Here is a 21,051-nt window from a genome sequence, read left to right as displayed (position 1 = left end):
TGCCAGTCTTTCAAGGAACTTTCCGTGTTTTGCGGGGTGCAAATGTAATACCCGTTTTCCAATCCCGCAAGCTTTTTTAAATCTTTTTTTGAAAATAAATTTTCAGTTCTGATTTCTCTGCCTGTCAGTATTTCGGTGAACGTCTTTCGCTGTTGCGGGTGCAAAAGTACCACCTTTATTCAGTTAAACAAGCTTTTCCAGCGTCTTTTTTTGTCATTTTTTTGATCTTTTTCTTAACTCGCTGATAACCGTTTCTTTACAACTGAACTTTTTTTGATTTTATATCAGGTTTTTCTGAGTTATGATGCGGTTTCTTTATTTTTAGGCGCTTTCCGGTCATCCGTTTTGAGGAGTTTTCAGCTTTTATTGCTGTTTTATGAAGAGAAATCAGGATTTCGGAGCCTGCTTCCCTGCCGGTTTTCTTTTCGAATCGCTTTTCTTTTACTGGATTTCTTCTAGAAACCCATGACCTAGCCCCGATAGCAGCGGAAATCCTTTTTGTGGCGGGGTTCGCCACAAAAAGATTGAAGCGGATAGCGGGATCAGCTCCTGATCAAAAAACAAATTCCAAAACTTGAAATCCCAAATTCCAATTCTTGACTAAAAGGGCTTCTACTTCGCTCAGCCTGACAAACCTTAATTCTACTTATACATATATATGTATAGAAAAAACAAACCCGACAGGTTATGAAAACCTGTCGGGTTGTGGGAATGAAATTTACTCTTATATATATGTATACTTTATTTAGGCTATCAATTACTTCTTTTGTCATTTGAATGCTTTTTAATTTTGCCTTATCATCAAAAACAGGACTTGTTGTCGTCAATTCATTAATGTTTGCGAAGTAATTACATCTATAACTTTATATATTTGCTTCAATAAATTGTTTTATTAGAATTAGTATCATAATTACTATTCTTTGTTTCTTAAATTGTACCTATATATAATGACCATACAAGATTTAATAGGCAAATATGTTGTCTCTGGAAGCAACCAGGAAGAAAATAACGAAATCACGTATAAAGGGATTTTGACTTTATCTTTAGATAAGCACAACCGAGTTATTGCAAACTGGCTTATTAACGACACTCAAAAGCAAAAAGGTTCTGGTTTCTTTAAAGACAATATTCTGGTAATTAACTTTAGCTATAAAGGGGACGATCATAAAATTTACAAAGGAGTTGCCGTTTACCGCTGTGTTACCAAAGATTTTTTGGATGGGTTTTGGTCTGAAAAACATGGCAACCCTCTTTATCTTGGAACAGAACAATGCCTACGAATGGAAACCTCCGAACAACTGAACTAAACAGTTTTAAAATAAACTACTTATTATTGTAATCGATAATTGTCTTTTAACCGTTTTTAAGTTGCATTAATTGCAACTTCATTTCTAATATGTCTATTGCTTTTTTTTCCATTCAAAATTTCCATTTTGACTTACATTAAATTTTGTAACCTTCCCATTTTCTTTTATAAACTCACATTCGGCACCAAGAATATTCTTAAACTGGAATTTTGTATCGGATTGAAAAATTAACGGAACTGTTCCCTGACCTGAAATCTCAGCAATTAAATGCTCATTTTCTTTTTTGATTGTTATGGTTCTTTTGGTATTTATCGATAATGTATAAGTACCTATATATTCATTTAGCAGTGCAGCATCTACTTTTACTTCGTTTTGGAATGTTTTTCCTAATGCAAGACTGGCAATATCAACTGACAATTCATCCTTTGGAGCACATTCGCAATTAAATAATGCCGCAACAAAGACGTCCTCTTCAGGATAATAGATTTCATTAGCCAGAAAACCTGTTATGGCTCCGCCATGCTCTATTGATTTTATACCATTTACATTTTTTAGTATCCAGCCATAACCATATTCCGTTGCGCTTCCATCTTTTAATTTAAAAGGTACAAATGCTTTTTCTAGAGTTTGTTTTTTAAGGATTTTATACGAATATAGCCCTCTGTTCCATTTAAATAAATCTTCAACATTTGAAATCAATTCACCTGCAGCATATGCAATAGTCATACTCCAGTAATCAGCATTTTTAAATGCTGTACCCTCTTTTCGGTATCCGCTGACTCTGTTGGGAATAAGAGTATTGGAAGTATCAAAATAGATGTGATTTAAATCCAGAGGCTTTAATATATTTTCCTCCACATATGTTTTATAACTTTTGCCTGATACTTTTTCAATAATATAGCCCAGTAAAAAATAACCCGAATTACTGTATTTATATTTAGTTCCAGGTTCAAATTCTAATGGAACGTTTTTAAAGAGATCTATAAGTTCCTTCGGATCAAAGTCTCTTCTTTCCAAATTTCGTTCCTGGTAATCAATCTGCATATAATCTTTTATTCCTGAGGTATGGGTCAATAGATTTTCAATAGTTATCGTTTTGGAATTTGATGGAAAATCAGCAACAAATTTCTGCAGGCTGTCCTGTAAAGAAATTTTGCCCTGCTCTACTAATTGTAAAATTGCTACAGCTGTAAATTGCTTTGTTATAGAACCCAGTTTAAAAACCATTTCAGGTTGAATAGGCACATTTAATTCAAGATTTGCGCTTCCAAATGCTTTTTTATAAACGATTTCTCCTTTTTTTGCAACCAATATTTCGCAACCAGGTTCCGATTTGCTAAATTTTGAAGAAAGCAGTTCATCCAATTTTTTTTCTAATTGTTTGTCTTGTTGAGATTGCCCATAAGTACAAGCTAACCCTAAAAGACAAAGAAGTAAATACAATTTATTCATCTGTCACTTCATTAGATATTATTAAATGATTTATTATAATTTGATCGTATTGAATAAGCGATTTAATTATTTTTCATTAAAATTAACCAATTTCTTTATTCCGTTATTAAATTCTAAGCTAATATTCCCGTTTTTCTGCTCTTGAATTTTTAAAGGAACTAACTCTTTATTTTTCCATTTCTCACCTGATTTTTTCCAAAGCAACAAAACTGAAAAAACATTAGATTTATTTGGTTCAGAATTAGCTGCAACATTAATCACAGTGCTTTCATTACTTTCTGGATGCAGTCCTTTTGCATTCACAATTCCAGATTTGTTCCAACCTAAAAGAGGAATCACAGCTAACTGATATTTTCCATTATCGATAATCGTAACTTCATGTCCTTCAACCTTCTTTTTAATTGTAATGATTTCTTTATCTAATTTTGGCAGTGCATAATGTCCCAAACGCATTGAAATTGGCTTATCGCTATTATTTTTATCTATTCTTAAAATTCCGTTGGGCAAAGGAACATCTGCTAAATTGAACTTTATATTTTCATCGGTTTCTAAAACTACATCTCTATAATAGATCCCGTTTTCAAACTTTTTAAAAGTATAAAGCCTAAAAGCTTCCCACTTATCATTTTTATTTTTAATTACATAATTCATGGCAACTTCGCCATTTTCGCCATCGGCCTGCCATGGAAAAGCGCTGTTATAAGATAATTTATTATAGTTTTCTGTTGACCTGAATTTCTGCCAGTCACTGCTTACTTTTTCGTGGCACCACGCTCTCACTTCAGAAGCGCCAATATTAGGATAATCTGTAATTAGGATTTGTGAATTTCCTTGATATTTATTGTAAACCTCATCTTTTTTGAATTTAGTTTCCCAATCTCCATTGTTTTCTTTGCTGTTCCAAAATGGATTATTATCAGGAACTAACAGACCTAAAAAGATTTTCCCCATCCAATAGACACTTCCACGGCAGCTGTAATTTTGAACGGCTGGTTCAAAAGCGCCATAAAAACCAAGCGTAGGCACATTGTCTTTCATAAAATCAGGGTGTGTCAAAAACTGTTTTATTACGCCCGACGAAATTCTGCGCATCCATCCATAATTTGTATTAGGATCATTTTGAAATCCCATTAACGGAAAAGGAACTACGGCACCCGTTCTATAACTGATACTTCTTCCCCACATGATCATTTCGCCATCTTTGCTGAATAAATAAGGATAATTATCTTTTAAATCACTAAAATTTGCAGCAAACTTAGCTGTGTATTCAGGGTAATATTTTTTGCCAAAAAACTCTGACCAGATTGTTCCATACATCTGGAAGGCCCACATACTGTAATAATCAAAAGCCGGAGCATCATTGTACCAGCCATTGCCTCGATAATGTTTCAGGGATTTTTCTAAATATTCTACAAGCAATTTTTCATTAACATCATAGCCTTGTTCTTTATAAAAACTCAGGACAAAAATGTTGAAAAATTTCCAGTTTGAATCAACTGTCGGGCCGTCGCCATAACTCAGCATTATTTTAGCCAGATCGTCTTTTTGCGTTTGCGGAAGTGGTTTCCATAAAACATCTGAATTTGTCATCAATGAAAGCGCCAGCGCTCCAAATTCGACTAATTTTTGACTTGGTCCGCCATTTTTTGCTCTAGGCTCAATATACGACGCACTTGTTGGATCTGTTAATTTTCCTATTTGGTAAAGGTAATAATCGGCAACTTTAATGTTGTTGATTACTAAATTTGGATTCTCTTTTAATAAAGGTGAAGCAATAAATAAAGTTCTGCAAAGACCTTCTAATTTTTCAGTTGGAACTTGATTTTCATTTGCTGGATAACTTTTTCCTTCTTGTTTAGGAAATTTCATTGGATCATCAATAGAATGAACATAGCTGAACGCGCCTTGTAACAAATAAAGTGCTGCATCTCTCCAATGCTGCTTTGTCATTCCTGTATAAGGACTAGTATTAAAGTCAGGATTTTTTATCTGAAATACATTCTCGGTATTTTCTTTTTGCTGTGAAAATAAAGACTGGCCGAAAACAACCCCTAAAAATAAGAATGCTCTTAATTTATTCATTTTTAAAAACTTTGTAATTCTTTAGTATAAATTCTATTTTTTAAGACGGATCGAATCCGAATATTTCAACCTCAATGTTTTTTTCTAATACGATCAACCCGTAAAAAAAATCAGCGACTATTTTATGGCAAATAAGGTTTTAAGACCACTAATTTATCTCCAGACAAATCAATCTCAAAAAAATTCGGAATTCTAACCGTTTTTCCTTCCACTTTTTTATGACTATGAACTGACATCAGCCATTTGCCATCAAAAGTTTTAAATAACATTCCATGACCAAAATTTGGTGGAGTAATAGGCTCTTTTTCCTGAATCCATGGACCGTCTAAAGTACCGCTTTTAGAATATGCGACTCCCTGCGTATAAACATCATAAATCCAGCTCGTCCAAATCATTCCTAAACGCCCCGAACCAGTTTTAAACAAATAAGGGCCATCTGTAACTTTGTTTGGTTTGTCCTTGCCACTAGCATCTTTTTCTCGGCTCCAAGGAGAATCGCTCGCTTTAAAAAGTAATTTTCCTTCACCCACCGATCCGCTTAAATCTGGTTTAAGTTCTATCTTTTCAATGGTTCCGTTGCCATTCTGTAACCATTCATAACAATAGATCATATAAGGTTTTCCATTTTTATCAACCCAAAATGTGCCATCAAGTGTAGGTTTATTGGCAGGTAAATAGATCTCATCTTTCATTGGCAAATAGGGTCCTTCAGCATTATCACTAACCAAAATATGGCTCGCTCGGCGCTCAATAACATTACCGGCAACTGTGTCTATTTTTTTGTCTCTATTTGTAAAAGTGGCGAAATAGTAATATTTGTTTTTATACAGGTGAAATTCTGCAGCCCAAATCATCGGGTTTGGTCCCATCCAGGAATTTGGGTCTGTTTTGGCAATATCATAAGGACCGCTCCATAATTTTAAATCTTTGCTTTTCCAAAGTAACCCGCCTGTACCTGTCATATAATACATATTGGTTTTCTGATCTGCTAAAATAGCCGGATCGCTCAATCGAATTGAGTCTAACGGAACAGCTTCTTTTATTGTTCTCTTTTTTTGAGCATTCACCGTCGAAAAACATAAAAGGCATATAACCATAGAAAAAACAAGACGTGATTTCTGTTTAAAATAATTTTGTTGTGTTTTCATTTTCTTAATTTTTAAGATAACTGCCGCGTTAGCAACTCCTAATTTATAAATTTACCGATACTTAATACTACCCGTTGAGCGTAATTATTTTTAACACATAGGTACATAGATTTTTAATGTGTAAAAAAGAATACAAAAAGAAACCAGGTTTCTCACACATAGGCTATGATTGTTAATGCATAGTGAAACACCTTTTGTAAGTTTCCAAATCTATGTATCTATGTGATAGATCATTTTTATTTTTGAATTACACTCAACGAGTTAATACTATTTATTTTATTGGTTCTCAGTAAAATCGCTCAAATTCCATTGATCAGCCCATTTTAAAATTGGTTTGCCATTGTCAAACTTTATTGGCAACCAAATATAACCTCCATCAATCGGATTTTTTGGATTCCATCTGTCGGCCATAAAAATAAAATGCTCTTTTTTTCCTTCAACAGGAAGAATATAAGTGCTTTGCGAATGAAAAGTAAGTTCCGCATCGGCACCCACACATGGATTTCCTAGTGATTTCCATGGCCCTAAAACCGATTTAGATGAAAAAGAACGAGCCTCATTAGGATCCCAGCCTGTACAGCCAGAAGTTATCATATAGTAAGTACCCTCTTTTTTAAAAATAGCCGGTGCTTCATTATGACCTGCAGGAGCAACTCTTGTCCATTTTTCGGTAAAATCCAAATAGTCATCAGTAAGTTCTGAAATATGAAGCGTTAGATTATCTTCAGAAGAATGAATTAAATATGCTTTTTGATTATCATCAACATAAACGGTCATATCTCTCGCCATTTGTCCTTTATTAAAATCTCTGCGAACAAACATTCCATTATTAATAGCAGTCAGCCATTCAGGGGTCCATGATTTCAATTGGCTTTCATTTGCGGAAGCGGTTTTAAATTCCTCTTTATAATCCATTGGCCATACACCTTTATTTGGACGATAGGATTTTAAAAATTTGAAAGGCCCTTTTGGATTATCACTTATTGCAACAGCCGCTTTTGCTGCATTATACCCTTGGCCTTTCAATTCTAAATGAAACCACATTATATATTTGCCCGATTTTTTATTAAAAATCACTTTTGGGCGCTCCATAACGCATCCTTTTGTTATTTCAGAATTTGGATTTTCTTCTGTTTTTAATACAATTCCCTCGTTTTTCCAGTTATACAAATCTTTAGAAGAATAACAGCTGAAACCAATTAAAGATGTATTTCCCGACTTACCGCTTGTTTTGTATTCGCCATACCAATAATACGTTCCAGCATCAAACAGAATTCCTCCGCCGTGTGCGTTTATATGAACACCATCCGTATCTTTCCATTGTTTTCCTGGCTCAAATTCTTTGTTTTGGCTGAACATTATAGTGCTGATAAAACATATAATGATTGAATATTTTAATCTCATTTTAATTGTTTTTTTGATAAACCCTGATATAATCTATTATGTATTTTGACGGGAAACTGTCTGATGTCAATTCCCCGCCATTTATGCCGCCAACAGCCAGATTGACCAATAAATAATGCGGCTGTTGAAACGGAAGTATTTTTTTATCTTCATTTTGGTTGGCGTCTTTTACACTAATTTCATTCAGCAATTGGTCGTCAACGTACAATCTGATCCAATCGGCATCCCAATCCATTCGCCAGATATGAAATTTATCTGCCCATGAAGTGTCTTTAAAATCACTCAATTTTACTGTTTGACTGTCCCAAGCAACATTTGGCTGGTTTGATTTCCAAGCGGCGTTAGCTAATATTTTTCCGGTATAGTATTCCATTATATCAATTTCTCCATTTGCAGGCCAGTTTCCTTCTATGCCCAAAGTCCAAAAGGCCGGCCACATTCCGTTTTTTACCGGAATCTTAGCCCGCATTTCGAATCGGCCATATTGCCAGGAATGCTTTCCCTGCGTAATTAAACAGGAAGAAGTGACTTTTATAGAATCTCTTTGCTTTTTCCAATCATGATGATTTTTAGAAATAAAATTTGGATTAGCTCTGTTTTCTTTTCTGGCTTCAATAATCAAAAAACCATCTTTACAATAGGCATTTTCCTTTTGATACCACTGATATTCTTGGTTTCTCACAAAACCTGTTTCGTAATTCCAATTCTTTTCATTCGGAACTCCGTTTTTTGAAAACTCATCACTCCAGACTAGTTTGTATTCTTTATCTGTAAATACTTTTTCTGCATTTGTAACAAATCCAGAAAGTACTGTCAGTACGGCGGTCACAAACAAAAACCTTAAAAGGTAAAATTTCATTTCTTAATTTTTTAAGATTAAAAACAGCGTTTTAATTTTGGTTAATTTATTCCAATAAAAATCTAGGACATTATCTCTATTGACGAAATAATGCGTTGTAAATCAATATTATTTTTTGTTTGTGAATAAATCAGCTGCGGTAAATATTGCTTAAAAAGCAAATTGCTGATCATTAAAATAGGCTTTAGCCAGTAATTATAAACAATACCTCTGCTGCAGTTACAGCAGAGATATTATTTAAGTCCAAAACAAGATAACCTAAGCTAAATAGGTAAAAAACGTTTTATTAAAGCTGACTTTCATCTGCGACAGCATCTTGCCATTTATCCCAGACTTTAATGTTAGGATCATATCCATCATAACCGAAGTTTTGGCTTAATTTACCTTTAATATTCGCCGTTATAGCACTATTTGGAATTGGCCAATAGTTATTACGTTTGTCCATGGTGTAAAATTTAGTTCCATTAGGGACTACAATTCCACTAGGATATTTGTTGTAAAGGGTATAATGTACAATACGCTGATACCAATAACTTCCGCCGGCATTATCAGTTCCTGATTGTTTATCCCAGTTGGTTTTATTGTAAGTCTGACCCCATTCATCTGGTTTTCCGCTGAGTGCAAGACAGTGTGAGATACGTTTTAACTCGACATTTCTCCATTCTTCTAAGTAAAGTTCTCTTCCTCTTTCTGCGCAAATATCACCAATCGTTACTTGACCGTACATTTGTACTGCACCTGCTCTAGCTCTAACTGTATTTACATCCTGAGCTGCTCCACCAACGTTACCTTGATAAAAACGTGCTTCGGCTCTTAATAAATACGTTTCAGCTAAACGATATAAGTACCAATGTGCTTTACTTCCTGTACTAGCTCCCTGAAAATCTGTTGCATTTGGATTCGTTTCATTTACAACATCATGCAGATAAATTTTATACAAAGGAAAATCAAACCATTCACGAAGCGTATCTTTAGATAATAAAGTTGTACCATTTCTTAATCTGAAATTTTGCCCGTAGAATGCAGAAGTCTTATCACTGTATTTAAGATCTTCCATATTTACCCAGTTCCCTACAGTGCTGTTATGTCTAAGGTCTTTCTTGTCCTCAACACCGTTTACAACCCACATTGGGTGCTGTGAATAATAAGAAGCACTAATTGTTGCAATACCACGCCCTAACGCTCTTGCATAATCATAATTAGCTTGGTAATTAGCACTGTTTGAGGCAAAACGATTTGCTGCTTGTTTTCCGTCAGGAGTTGTAACAGTTGCAGAATTCCAGTTAGGTCCAAAAATTCTCATTGAAGCAAATGGCAAAAATGACTGTACTCCTCCATTAGGCATTACCATAATGGCTTCTCTATTAGCAGCAATAATTTTATTTTCAGGTCGGTGTAAATCCCAGATCACATTTCTGTTAATAGTCCATGTTGTTGGATTTCCTCCTGGATCAAAAGTTCCAAAATTAGCTTGCATTAAAGAATAGCCAGATGAATTAATCAGTAAATCTGCTTGATTTTCTGCATCTTTAAATCTTCCAGAAGCCAAATAACATTTAATCAATAACTGACGGCATGCTCCTTTGTTCACTACACCTATATAAGGCAATTTTGCCTGATCCGGCACCCATTCTACAGCCTTTTCCATATCGGCTGTAATCATTTCAATGATGGCTTCTTTTTTAGTCGAATAATAACTCTGCTTCGGAACTTCCAAAATTTTTGTAATTAACGGAATGTCTCCAAATTGATATATCAAATTAAGATAACGGTAAGCTCTATGGAAATACGCCTGACCGATATATTTGCGCTTCACTTCTTCTGATAAACTTGTCACTTTATCAATATAAGTCAATACAGTGTTAGCATGTTTAATGCCGGTATACGCTTCATCCCAATAAAATCCTAGGTAAAAATCATCATTTGTTGCTGTTTTAAAACTTCCCGTAGGAACTATAGTGTTCGCAAAATCAGAAATGGTACTGCTGTTATCTGTTTTTCCATATTTTGCCATATCAGAGAAAACATATTCTGTCCCAATAGGCACACTATTACTGGCACTATTATAATGAATATAATTGTTGCGCAGCTGTTTATCGGCACTTGCCAAAACTGCCTGCAATCCAGATTCAGTACTAAATGTAGTTTCTGGTTCGTAAAACGAAAGCGGATCTGGTTCCAGAAAATCCTTTGAACAAGAACTAGCCAATACTGCCAATACAGCAAACGGCACCAGTCTTGTAATTTTATTTTTTATATATTTTTTCATTGTTGAATAATTTTTAAAGTGAAACGTTAAATCCTAAATTAAACATCCTCGTAGCAAGACCACCTGTTTCCGGATCACCATAATATTTCCATTCTTTTGAAGCTGACCATGTTGCAACGTTTTGAACAGAAGCATAAATTTTGAAATTTCTCACATGCAAGCGATCTACTAGATCTTTAGGAAGTGAGTAAGCCAACGAAATATTGTCTAAACGAATAAAACTGCGATCGTATAATTTTGCTACTCCAGCTCCCGCAGGTCCTCTGGCATCAAGACGTGCCCAGTCATTTGTTGGGTTATCAAGTGTCCAATATGGATTTACGAATGGATTGTAGTTGTTTGTATATAAACTGCCATCGTTATAATTATTCATATAACGTCCATCAAGTGATTTGTGCCCCATGTACGAATACATATTGATTGCCAAATTCCAATCTTTATAAATTTTGAATTCGTTACGTAACGACCAGTTGATTGGAGGTGCTCCCTGTCCTAAAAACTGTTTATCTTTTTCATTATAAGTTGGTTTTCCGTTAACATCGTCAGCAGTATAACTGTTTTCAACTTTTGGATCACCAGGACGTTGTCCGTATTTTGCAGCTTCTGTAGCTTCATCTTTCTGCCAAATTCCGATTACTTTATAATCCCAGATTTGAGAAATCGGTCGGCCAATAAACCAACCATTTGTTTTATCATCTGCCTCTTTGGTGTCCACAACATTTCCACTGGAATCCTTAACGTCTTCCATATTGCCATACAATGCTTTAATGGTATTCTTGTTGTATGAAAAAGCAACCATAGTTGTCCATTCAAAGTTTGGTTTCTTTATGTTTAAAGAAGTAAGGCTTACTTCAATACCTTTATTTTCAACCTCTCCAAGGTTAGTAGCAATTGATGAAAAACCGGTAAAAATCGGCAGACGCTGACTCATGATCATATCGTTAGTAACCGATCTATAAACATCGATTGTACTTGTGATTCTATCATTTAAGAAACCAAGATCAAGACCAATATTTGTTGCGGTTGTTTTTTCCCACTGCAAATTAGGATTTGCCATACGGTCTATTCCTAGGTATTTCATATCAACAGTGTTTCCTGAAGCATCAAGATATCCCATTGTTGCTCCTGTACCTGAACTTAAGTTTGCTAAAGCTAAGTAGGGATCTGCAAGTGATCTGTTTCCATTTTTACCCCATGATAAACGTAATTTACCCGTACTTAAAGGCTCCCAATGAAACCAATTTTCTTTATTAAAGCTCCATCCCAATGCTACAGAAGGAAAAGTTGCATAAGGATACGAAGCACCAAATGCTGAATAGCCATCACGACGTACCGTTCCTGTTATCATATAACGATTGTCAAATGAATAGAAAATTCTTCCCATCAATGCATCTGCAGTTTGATGCGTATCTGTTGATGTAAACGTACTATTAGCCAATGTTGCATTAGAAATATTGTGATATCCTAAGGCATCTGAAGGCTGAATATTATTTGCATCAATACGATCTGACCATGTTTTTAGATCCTCAGCTTCCTGAACAAATGTTGCAATAATATGGTGTTTCCCATTAAATGTATGATCCCAAGCTATAGTGTTGTTTACGTTCCAAGTGAATTTTTTACCGTTTTCTCTATCGACACCTATATTAGCTGCACTCCAGTTTTTATTTCCAGCCGACTGAAAATAACGGTTGTAAAAGAATTCATAACGCGGTGAAGCATTAAATGAATATGTAATATCAAAAGGCAATGTTACCTTTGTATTAAAAATAGTATTCAATACGGTATAACCTCTGTCAAGATCCATATATTGGCGATCATAATAATAGTTATAACCTCCAATTGTAGGTCCCATTGGCTGTCTTGCATAATCGCCATTTGCTTCTTTAAAGTTAGCAAACGGGCTGTTTCTTAACATATTTGCATCCCAATAATTAGTTCCTGTTCCAACAGATATATCTCCATCTGAACGATCTTGAAAATTAACGTTTGCTCCAAATTCAAGCCAATCTGTAATTTTAGCATCCACTTTCATATTGGCACGAACTGAAGTATAATCATTGCCTTGAATAGCTCCCTCTGAAGATAAATAACCCAAAGACATATAATAATTTACTTTATCGCCTGCTCCAGAAACACTTAAATTATTGTCACGATTTATACCTGTTCTAAAAGTACTATCATACCAATTGTGTGTTTTTCCGTCTGTAAAATTTTTCAAAAGTGTAACATCAGTAATACCTAGACGAAGTCCCCAGACTTCATTCAAACTTTTTCCTGCGATTTGCGCAGCTGGCTGATAGGCCAACCATTGTGCCTGAGTTATTCCGTACTGATCTAATTGATTAGGATTCGTGTAATATCCTGCTTTACCAGCAGCTGTTCCTGTAACCCAAGCCTCATAGTTTCCAGTTGTTGTATTTGTGCCATACGTTTTAGCTGTTTCCCAATCTTCACGATATTTTATATATCCCTCTGGAGAATATACATTACGATAAGCACTTTCATTGACAATCGTCATGTTTGTCGTTAGATTAATAATAGGCTTACCCGTTTTTCCTTTTTTAGTTGAAATAACAATAACACCTGCCGCCGCTTTAGATCCATAAACAGCTGTTGCCGATGCATCTTTTAAAATATCGATCTGGCCAACATCATCAGGATTAATTTCTGAAAGCTCACCGTAGAATTGCATTCCGTCTAAAATAATAAGCGGTGAATTATGACCCGCTCCATCTGGATTGTAAACAGAAGTCTGCCCACGAATCTGTAAAGATCCTCCTCCTTTTGCTGCAGGATCATAACCCACTTTTAGACCCGGAACTCCTCTTAATAAATCCTGAACCGTCTGTGGATTTTGATTTGCTAAAGCATCCGGTTTAACCTGAACAATTGCTCCCGTTAAATCGCTTTTTTTCATCTTACCGTATCCAACAACCACAACTTCATTTAATGAAGCAGCGTCTTCTACAAGCTGAACTGTAATATTTGTTTTATTTTTAACTTGAATTTCCTGAGTCACAAAACCAATGTAAGACACTACTAATATTGCGTTTTGATCTCCTTTTAAATTAAATTTTCCATCAAAATCAGTAATGGTACTAATCTTTGTTCCTTTAATCGAAACTGTAGCTCCTGGAAGCGGCACTCCTTTTTGATCTTTAACTTGCCCGCTTATCCCATCTTGCTGTTCAATTTTTTCCAGCACATTTGTTCCCGAAGTTTCTCCTGCGTATACCTGTACTTGAGATAATGAAACCAGCACACAAAAAATCGCAAGTTTCTTTTTAAAATCAAATCCAGATACATAATCAGGAGTCTTCATCTTCCTAATAAAGTTTTTCATTTTCTTGGTTGTAATTTTGGTTAAATAATTAGTTTGGTTTAAATCGAAGCTGTATAAGCTACAGCATTCGATTTGAGCTACAAATCTAAAAGAACACTGTTGTTTCAGAGGGGGGAAATATGATAATATAGAAGGGGCAAATTGGTATCTGACCGCTAAAACACTACGTTTTTAAGATATTCTTAAAAAAAAGCACTGCATAAATCAAAAATTCATAAATATATATTCTGCTTTTATCGGAAGCAATATTTGAAGGAAGCACAACATTTTATATAAATACTCGAAGAATTCATTTTTAAAAAAGGGAATAGTATTGAAGTTTAATGATGACAATACTCTTTTAATTTATAATGTTCAAATCTTCTTTTCTCCACATTTTAGCAAAAGAAAATCGGCTTAATTTCATTGAAGAAATCAAGCCGATTTAATTAAAATTGTTTACTCAAAAACTATTTCACAAAACGATACATTTCTGACGCTGCCAATAAAAAAGCGCCGACACCAAAATCGGCTGTAGAATTTTTATCTACTACTTGTCCTGGAATTGCTTTTTCACCAATAGGCTGTACGTATCCAACAGTTCCATCTGCCTGAAGCGCAAAAGTGGTTAAGTAGTTCCAAGATTTTTCAGCAACTGGCAAAAAAGTCTTTTTATCCAAAATTCCGTTATTAATTCCCCATAAAAAACCATACGTAAAAAAAGCAGTTCCACTGGTCTCTGGCCCCGGAGCATGTTCTGGATCCAAAATACTTCTGGTCCAATAGCCGCCTTCTTGCTGTGCTACTGCCAATGCCTGAGCCATTTCTTTAAAACGGCTGATGTATTCATTTCTATGTTTTGCTGATTTTGGCAAATCCTGAATAATTTTAGCATAACCGGCAAAAATCCAGCCGTCGCCTCTCGCCCAGAAATCTTTTTTCCCATTGGCACTTGTATGTTTTGGATAAACATATTTAGCATCACGGAAATATAATTTTGCTTCAGAATCGTACATAATACTGTCCGCATATTGCAAATAAGAATGCAATTTTTCCAAATACATTTCATTCCCGGTAACGTTATACAGCTTTGTCATAACTGGCATCACCATATACAATCCGTCAACCCACCACCAATAATCATTTGCAGGAGTACTCATTTCATATTCCATAACTTCTTTTGCGCGGGCAATTTTGTGAGGATCCTTTTTTCCTGTAAAATTGTATAAATCAATGTAAGTCTGGAAACAAATCTGCCAATCGCCAAATAAGACGTGCTTATCTGTTTCTCCGTAATTGTATTTCCATTCTGATTTATCCGTTGATTTGGCGCCCATCCATTGGTTTTTCTCCGCCCAAGCCATCGAATAATCCAAATATTTTTTGTTTTTAGTTACTTTATAAGCTTCCATATTTCCTGTATGATAAGCGGAAACATGCCAAAAAGAATTTCCTGGTTCTAGATGCGTGCTTTGCCAGCGGTTATTTACTTTATCAATAAGGACAACAACATCTTTTTTAGATTCTTTTATTGCAGATTGTTGTTTTACAGCGGTGCTTTTACAGCCAACAAGTGCTATCGAAACAGCAGACAATGCAATAAAAATTGATTTTTTAAAATACATAATTATAGTAAGATTAAGCGTTTAATTATTTTGAAGCGTGGTCAATTGGAATTTCCTGACCCGACCATATTTTCTTTTGTGTCCAAGGCTGATAAGCATCAGTCCAAAACGAATCTGTTGCTGGCAAACCCAGAACTAGAAAAGCTTCGGTACACAAATACAAACTTCCGGTTGAAATATAACCTTCGCCAATATTTTGCTGATGACCGTACAAACCAATCTGAAGCCAGCCATTTTTATCAAAAGTTCCTTTGGCATTTATCTGATTATTAATCATAAAGTATAGTGCCGAACGAACTTGCGACGGAGCAACTTCTTTTGGCAATTCCTTCCAAAGTGCAATCTGAGACAAAAGCTGAAAAGCGCCAAAACGATACGCCAACGATCTTCCAATTGGCGGATAAGTTCCGTCAGGAGAAATTAATCGTTCCTGAATTGCAGCATATCTTCTGGCTCTGTTTAGCTCGGTTTCAAAGTCTTTTTTGTAACCTTCATTTTTATCTTTCAAAAGATTTAAAATATCCAATTGCATTGGATGAATTACAAAACTGTTGTAGTAATCCCAATGAAAATCAGGTCCGTCACCATAAGTTCCGTCTCCCAAATACCATTTTTTATGTTCTGATAAGGCATAATTCAATCGGTTTGTATCTTCCTCTTTATCAAATTTAATAATCGCTGCTTCAATTATTCCGGCAAAAAGAAGCCAATTGCTGTGATACGGTTCAATTTTTCGGGATGATTTTAAAGCCTTAATTACGTTTTCTTTTGTAACGGCATCAAGCGGTTCCCAAAGTTGTTTTGGCGCACGCAATAAAGCTTGAGCAAAAAAAGCGGCATCGACTAAAGGCTGTTTGTCATTTACAAAATTCATAAAATCTGCTCCATTTGGATCCGTCGCATTATGAATTGATTTTTGTGCCAAAGCAATGTACTTTGCTCTTAATTTTCCTTCGGAAGTTTCATCTGCGCCTAATTCCAGCCACGGCGCCATTCCAGAAAGCGTTCTTCCAAAAGCCTCTAAATACGTTACATGCGTTCTGTCATCCCAAGCGCCCGGCGATTTTTCAACTGGCATCAATGTTTTCAACTGATTGTTGCTTAAGGCAGTTAAAACCGGATCTCCGATTTTTACTAAAGAAGCCACAAAAAACGCTCGGACTTTTTCAGGAGAATCTTTTTCTGGTTTCTTTGATTGTCCGTGAACATTCAGAACTAGAAGACAAATAAATACTGCTAGCACAATATTTTTAAAACGATGATTCATATATTTTCCTTTTTCTTTCTTCTTTCTTCTATTTTCTATTTTCTATTTTCTATTTTCTTCTAAGTCGATTTCCAAAAACTTTCATTCAGAATATATTTGTTATCCTTCACATTTTGGTATTTCTTCTTGAATTCTGAAGGATTCAGGTTGTAAAACTGCTGGAAATGTTTTCTGAAATATTTAATGTCGCCAAAACCAGCAATTGATGCTGCTTGACTTATTTGCAAATCGGTTGTAATCAATAATGTTGCGACCTTTCGAAGGCGGACATTTCGTGTAAATTCTAAAACCGATTTACCCGTTATTTTTTTAATTTTTTTGTAAACCAAAGAATGACTCATTCCTAATTCTGATGCTAAATCTTTTATATTAAAATTATCCACATCTAAATTAGAATCAATGAGTTCGATAATTTTATCAAGCAGTTTTTTATCTTCATCAGAGAGTTTTGGCCCGGCAACATTTTTTGTAACCGAATTAAGCATATAATTCTGTTCGCTGTCACGGCGCGTCAGGATTCCGTTGATTCTCGCCAATAAATAATCGTTGTCAAATGGTTTAGTAATATAATCATCGGCACCAACTTCAGCGCCTTTCAGTTTCACATCTTCAGACGTTCCTCCGGTTAAAAGTATTACAGGGATATGTTTTAAATCGGGATCACTTTTTATGTGTTTACAAAATGCAACACCATTCATTTCTCCCATTACAACATCAGAAATAATTAAATCCGGCTGTACTTTTTTGACAATACTTAAAGCCATTTCGGCATTTTCAGCCGCGGTAACATGATATTTAGACGTTAATATTCTTTTCAAATAATTTCTAATCTGAACATTATCATCAACAACTAAAATACTTTTCGCATCCTTAATTAATTCGTGCACGTTTTCTGGTTCTTCAACTGTCGGCAAAACATTTTCGCGAATTACAGTATCTTCTAAAGCTTCATCTAAAAATAAAGTTCGGTCACTTAAATCTTCACGAATTTCAATATCACCAAAATGCTCTTTTCCTAAAAGCAGTTTTATTTCAAAAACAGAACCTCCGTTTTCGTTATCACGACAGCTTACTTTTCCGTGATGCTGTTCTATAAACTGTTTTACGAGATACAAACCAATACCAAATCCTTTGCGGTTATTCTTGATGTTTTTGCCCGACTGATAAAACAAATTAAAAATTTTGTCTTTGTCAGCATCTACAACTCCTTCTCCGTTATCAATAACATTTATAATGATCTCATCCTCTGTGCAACGCAAATTGACAGCGACTTTTCCATTTTCTTTTTCAGTAAACTTTAAAGCATTGGAAATCAAATTAAACAAAGCCATTTCTATTTTTTCCCGATCGACATAAACCATTAAATTTTCTTCGGAAATACTGAAACTGTAATCTATTTTTTTTGATTTTGCGTGATGCACAAAACAGCTGAAAACCTCTTTACACAATTCAACAATATCAATTTGTCCTACTTTTAATTTTCCTGTTTCGGTTTCTGTTTTTCTAAAAAGAAGCAATTGATCTACTAAACTCAACAATCTTCTTGAATTGCTGTACACCATTTCAATTGCTGCAGGGTCGATCTGCTGTTCAGCGCCATAAATAATATCTTTCAGCGGATTGATAATCATGGTCAATGGCGACCTGAATTCATGAGAAATATTAGTAAAAAAAGTTAGTTTTTTCTCGTTCAGTTCTTTTTCCTGTTTTGCCAAATCCTGAGAAAGCCGAATTTCATATTTAAGCTGTGCCTGTTGACGCTGATATTTATCTACCACATAAATAGCAAGCACAAGCACAACAAAATAAAAGAAATAAGCCCAACCGCTTCTGTACCACGGCGGCAATATGGTAATAGGCATGGAAATGGATTTTGTATTCCAAACGCCTTCTGCATTTGTTGATTTAATTTTAAGCACATAATCGCCTTCTGTGATTCTGGAATAATTGGCGCTTCTGATATTATCCACATAATGCCACTGCGAATCCCATCCTTCTAAAAAATAAGCGTATGAAATTTTCTCAGGCAAACTGTATTCTAAAGCTGCAAAATCGATATTCAGCATCGATTCATCATAAGGAAGTTTTAATTTATCGATTCCAAATGCGCCTAAACCAGCCTGATCAAAAACCTTATTATTTACTTTAATCGATGTGATAACCAGCTTTGGAAAAGCGTGCGCCTGACTGTTGACTTTGGTGTCAATAATATTAAATCCTTTGATACCGCCAAATACAATTTCTCCGCTAGAAAGTTTTAAAGCCGCATTGTAATTAAATTGATTACTCTGAAGTCCGTCAGCATCATGATAACTCGTGATTTTTCCGGTATCAACATTATATACAAATATTCCATTGTACGTACTGCACCAATAAGCGCCTTGTTTATCGCGGACAATATTTAAAATGGAGTTATTTGGAAGGCCGTTTCGCTGCGTCAGAAATTTTCGTTCAAAAGTTTTCGGATTAAAAAGCATCAAACCGCCGCCTTCTGTACCAACCAGCATTTTTGTATCTGAATGAGAAACAATAGATCGAACAGGGTATTTAACATCCACTTCTCGTCGTTTCATTGTTTTGGGATCGAACTGAAATAGTTTCGAAAAATTCCCAATCCAAAGCTGTTTTTTATCCTCAGCCATCGAAATGATACCGCGAATTCCTGCATCTACAAAATCAAACTGATCCGTTTTTTCATTGTAGCGATACAAACCTTCTTCGTCTGGAGAAGCCGCCCACAAAACATTATTTTTACTGCGAAATAATACCCAGATATTCTTTTGAACTGCTTTGATTTTTGGACTAAAAAGATTGTATTTCTTGAAATTATGTGTTTGCGAATTAAAAAGACAGACTCCTCCTCCATAGGTTCCAAACCAAGTTCCTTTGGCATCTTTTAAAATAACAGAAACGAAATTATTGCTGAGCGAATTTGAATTATTTGAACTGTACGAATAATTAGTAAATGTATTCGTTCTTCGGTTCCACAAACTAGCTCCCGCACCATCTGTCCCAACCCAAAGATTTTCTGAATCCTGTTCACATAAGGAAAGAATAAAATCGCTCGGAAGTGTATTTTTTGATTTATCGTTTTTCGAAATCGTCACAAACGGACTTTTTGTTTCTTCAATCGTATTTACTCCTCCTCTTAAAGTTCCAATCCAGACTCTGTTTTCATTATCTAAATATAAAGACGAAATAGCGTTACTGTTGAGTTTTTCCTCATCAAGACAAGCACTTAAAAGTGAAAAAGAATCTTTGCTGTAATTGTATTTAACAACACCATTTCCGTTTGTCGCAATCCAAAGTTCATTGGCGGAAGCCTTAAACATCAAATCAGAAATAGGATATTGAATTTCCTGATTACTGTAAAGTTGGTGCGTTTTATTTTTTGTATTGTATTTTAAAAGTCCTTCATCAGCAGCTAACCAAATATTTGAAAACTTGTCATATAAAATTGAACCACTGCCTACAGAAGTCTCAAAAACAACCGAAAGTCGTTTTGCTCCAGGTTCCATAGCCACTAAGCCCACTCCTGCAACAGAACACCACAATTTTCCAGACGCATCAAAATCCATTTCTTGAACGTGAAAATCCCATTTCAGTTTCCCGTTTTCTAAAAGCGGAATTTGAACAATTTTTTCTCGTTCTCCTGCTGCATAAAGCAACCCTTTTCCAGCAGTCGCGATATACATTTTAGATTTATAATCCCGAATTTGATTGACCACAAAATCAATCTGTTCGCTTTTAGAAGTCTTGGCGTTTATATAACTTTTTGTAATGAACTTATTTCCGAGATAATCGTAAACGCTTATTCCTCCTTTTGTTCCAATCCAAATTTCATTTTGAGTACCGCAAATACTTACAATTCTGTTATTTATTAGCGAATTAGCATCGTTTGGCTCGTTTCTGAAACTTAAAAAATTATAACCGTCATATCGGCTGATTCCGTCGTAAGTTCCAAACCACATTAAACCTCTCTTGTCTTTATAAACTGAGGTTACGGCATTATTAGCAAGCCCATTTTTAATTCCGAGATAACCAATATCATATTTTTTTTGTCCAAATTTTGGAATAGCAGTTCCTGCAGTCTGTGAATTAGCTGTGAAATAAACTAAAAACGCTAAAAAAAATAGAATTTTGGTTTTCAAAATTTCGGATTTGAGATTAAGTATATTTTTTTCTAATCTAATTCTTTCATTTTCTTTAAAAAATCAGGATTATAAATTATTTGTGTGAAAAATACAATTATTAAATTAATCTTAAAAAAACCTATGAAAATAAATCATAGGTTTTTCATGTAAAAAAACACA

General features: G+C 34.9%; 12 protein-coding genes. 1 reads left to right on the top strand and 11 read right to left on the bottom strand.

Going from position 1 to position 21,051, the window contains the following annotated elements; genetic code table 11:
* Positions 1-256 precede the first annotated feature (256 nt).
* Complete coding sequence (locus GKZ88_RS11255; RefSeq protein ID WP_155102473.1) at positions 257-517, bottom strand: hypothetical protein; 261 nt, start codon at positions 515-517, stop codon at positions 257-259.
* A gap of 430 nt (positions 518-947) precedes the next feature.
* On the opposite strand from GKZ88_RS11255, the gene GKZ88_RS11250 reads away from it, so the two are divergent.
* On the top strand, positions 948-1,307 hold the full coding sequence (locus GKZ88_RS11250) for a hypothetical protein (RefSeq protein WP_155102472.1): 360 nt from the start codon (positions 948-950) through the stop codon (positions 1,305-1,307).
* A 93-nt stretch (positions 1,308-1,400) separates the two neighbouring features.
* Here the strand turns inward: GKZ88_RS11250 and GKZ88_RS11245 are convergent, their stop codons facing one another.
* From GKZ88_RS11245 to GKZ88_RS11200, 10 genes are all read right to left on the bottom strand, one after another.
* Positions 1,401-2,759 (bottom strand): serine hydrolase, encoded by a 1,359-nt coding sequence (locus GKZ88_RS11245; RefSeq protein ID WP_155102471.1) that lies wholly within the window; start codon positions 2,757-2,759, stop codon positions 1,401-1,403.
* Between the two features lie 66 nt (positions 2,760-2,825).
* On the bottom strand, positions 2,826-4,841 hold the full coding sequence (locus GKZ88_RS11240; RefSeq protein ID WP_155102470.1) for a DUF2264 domain-containing protein: 2,016 nt from the start codon (positions 4,839-4,841) through the stop codon (positions 2,826-2,828).
* A gap of 122 nt (positions 4,842-4,963) precedes the next feature.
* Positions 4,964-5,989, bottom strand: a complete 1,026-nt coding sequence (locus GKZ88_RS11235) for a glycoside hydrolase family 43 protein (protein ID WP_230392505.1) — start codon at positions 5,987-5,989, stop codon at positions 4,964-4,966.
* Between the two features lie 276 nt (positions 5,990-6,265).
* Positions 6,266-7,393 (bottom strand): glycoside hydrolase family 43 protein, encoded by a 1,128-nt coding sequence (locus GKZ88_RS11230; protein ID WP_155102469.1) that lies wholly within the window; start codon positions 7,391-7,393, stop codon positions 6,266-6,268.
* A 1-nt stretch (position 7,394) separates the two neighbouring features.
* Positions 7,395-8,252 (bottom strand): glycoside hydrolase family 16 protein, encoded by an 858-nt coding sequence (locus GKZ88_RS11225; RefSeq protein WP_155102468.1) that lies wholly within the window; start codon positions 8,250-8,252, stop codon positions 7,395-7,397.
* A 286-nt stretch (positions 8,253-8,538) separates the two neighbouring features.
* Complete coding sequence (locus tag GKZ88_RS11220) at positions 8,539-10,521, bottom strand: RagB/SusD family nutrient uptake outer membrane protein (protein ID WP_155102467.1); 1,983 nt, start codon at positions 10,519-10,521, stop codon at positions 8,539-8,541.
* 13 nt (positions 10,522-10,534) lie between these two features.
* Positions 10,535-13,867, bottom strand: coding sequence for a SusC/RagA family TonB-linked outer membrane protein (locus GKZ88_RS11215; protein WP_155102466.1), 3,333 nt, complete (start codon positions 13,865-13,867; stop codon positions 10,535-10,537).
* Between the two features lie 449 nt (positions 13,868-14,316).
* Positions 14,317-15,471, bottom strand: coding sequence for a glycoside hydrolase family 88 protein (locus GKZ88_RS11210; protein ID WP_155102465.1), 1,155 nt, complete (start codon positions 15,469-15,471; stop codon positions 14,317-14,319).
* A gap of 25 nt (positions 15,472-15,496) precedes the next feature.
* Positions 15,497-16,714: a DUF2264 domain-containing protein gene (locus tag GKZ88_RS11205; protein ID WP_347343869.1), complete on the bottom strand. Its 1,218-nt coding sequence runs from the start codon at positions 16,712-16,714 to the stop codon at positions 15,497-15,499.
* Positions 16,715-16,797: 83 nt separating this feature from the next.
* Positions 16,798-20,889 carry a two-component regulator propeller domain-containing protein gene (locus GKZ88_RS11200; protein WP_155102463.1) on the bottom strand — a complete coding sequence of 1,364 codons (4,092 nt, stop codon included), beginning with the start codon at positions 20,887-20,889 and terminating at the stop codon, positions 16,798-16,800.
* Between the last annotated feature and the right edge of the window lie 162 nt (positions 20,890-21,051).

The organism is Flavobacterium sp. LC2016-01 (genome assembly GCF_009711135.1).
Lineage (GTDB): Bacteria > Bacteroidota > Bacteroidia > Flavobacteriales > Flavobacteriaceae > Flavobacterium.
Note: the sequence above shows the minus strand (reverse complement) of the source record. Positions and strands in the feature narration are given on the sequence as shown.

Coding starts and splice junctions, on each gene's coding strand:
- GKZ88_RS11240 (WP_155102470.1), bottom strand. CDS start 4,841: ATGAATAAATTAAGAGCATTCTTATTTTTAGGGGTTGTTTTCGGCCAG.
- GKZ88_RS11215 (WP_155102466.1), bottom strand. CDS start 13,867: ATGAAAAACTTTATTAGGAAGATGAAGACTCCTGATTATGTATCTGGA.
- GKZ88_RS11210 (WP_155102465.1), bottom strand. CDS start 15,471: ATGTATTTTAAAAAATCAATTTTTATTGCATTGTCTGCTGTTTCGATA.
- GKZ88_RS11250 (WP_155102472.1), top strand. CDS start 948: ATGACCATACAAGATTTAATAGGCAAATATGTTGTCTCTGGAAGCAAC.
- GKZ88_RS11235 (WP_230392505.1), bottom strand. CDS start 5,989: ATGAAAACACAACAAAATTATTTTAAACAGAAATCACGTCTTGTTTTT.
- GKZ88_RS11230 (WP_155102469.1), bottom strand. CDS start 7,393: ATGAGATTAAAATATTCAATCATTATATGTTTTATCAGCACTATAATG.
- GKZ88_RS11225 (WP_155102468.1), bottom strand. CDS start 8,252: ATGAAATTTTACCTTTTAAGGTTTTTGTTTGTGACCGCCGTACTGACA.
- GKZ88_RS11220 (WP_155102467.1), bottom strand. CDS start 10,521: ATGAAAAAATATATAAAAAATAAAATTACAAGACTGGTGCCGTTTGCT.
- GKZ88_RS11245 (WP_155102471.1), bottom strand. CDS start 2,759: ATGAATAAATTGTATTTACTTCTTTGTCTTTTAGGGTTAGCTTGTACT.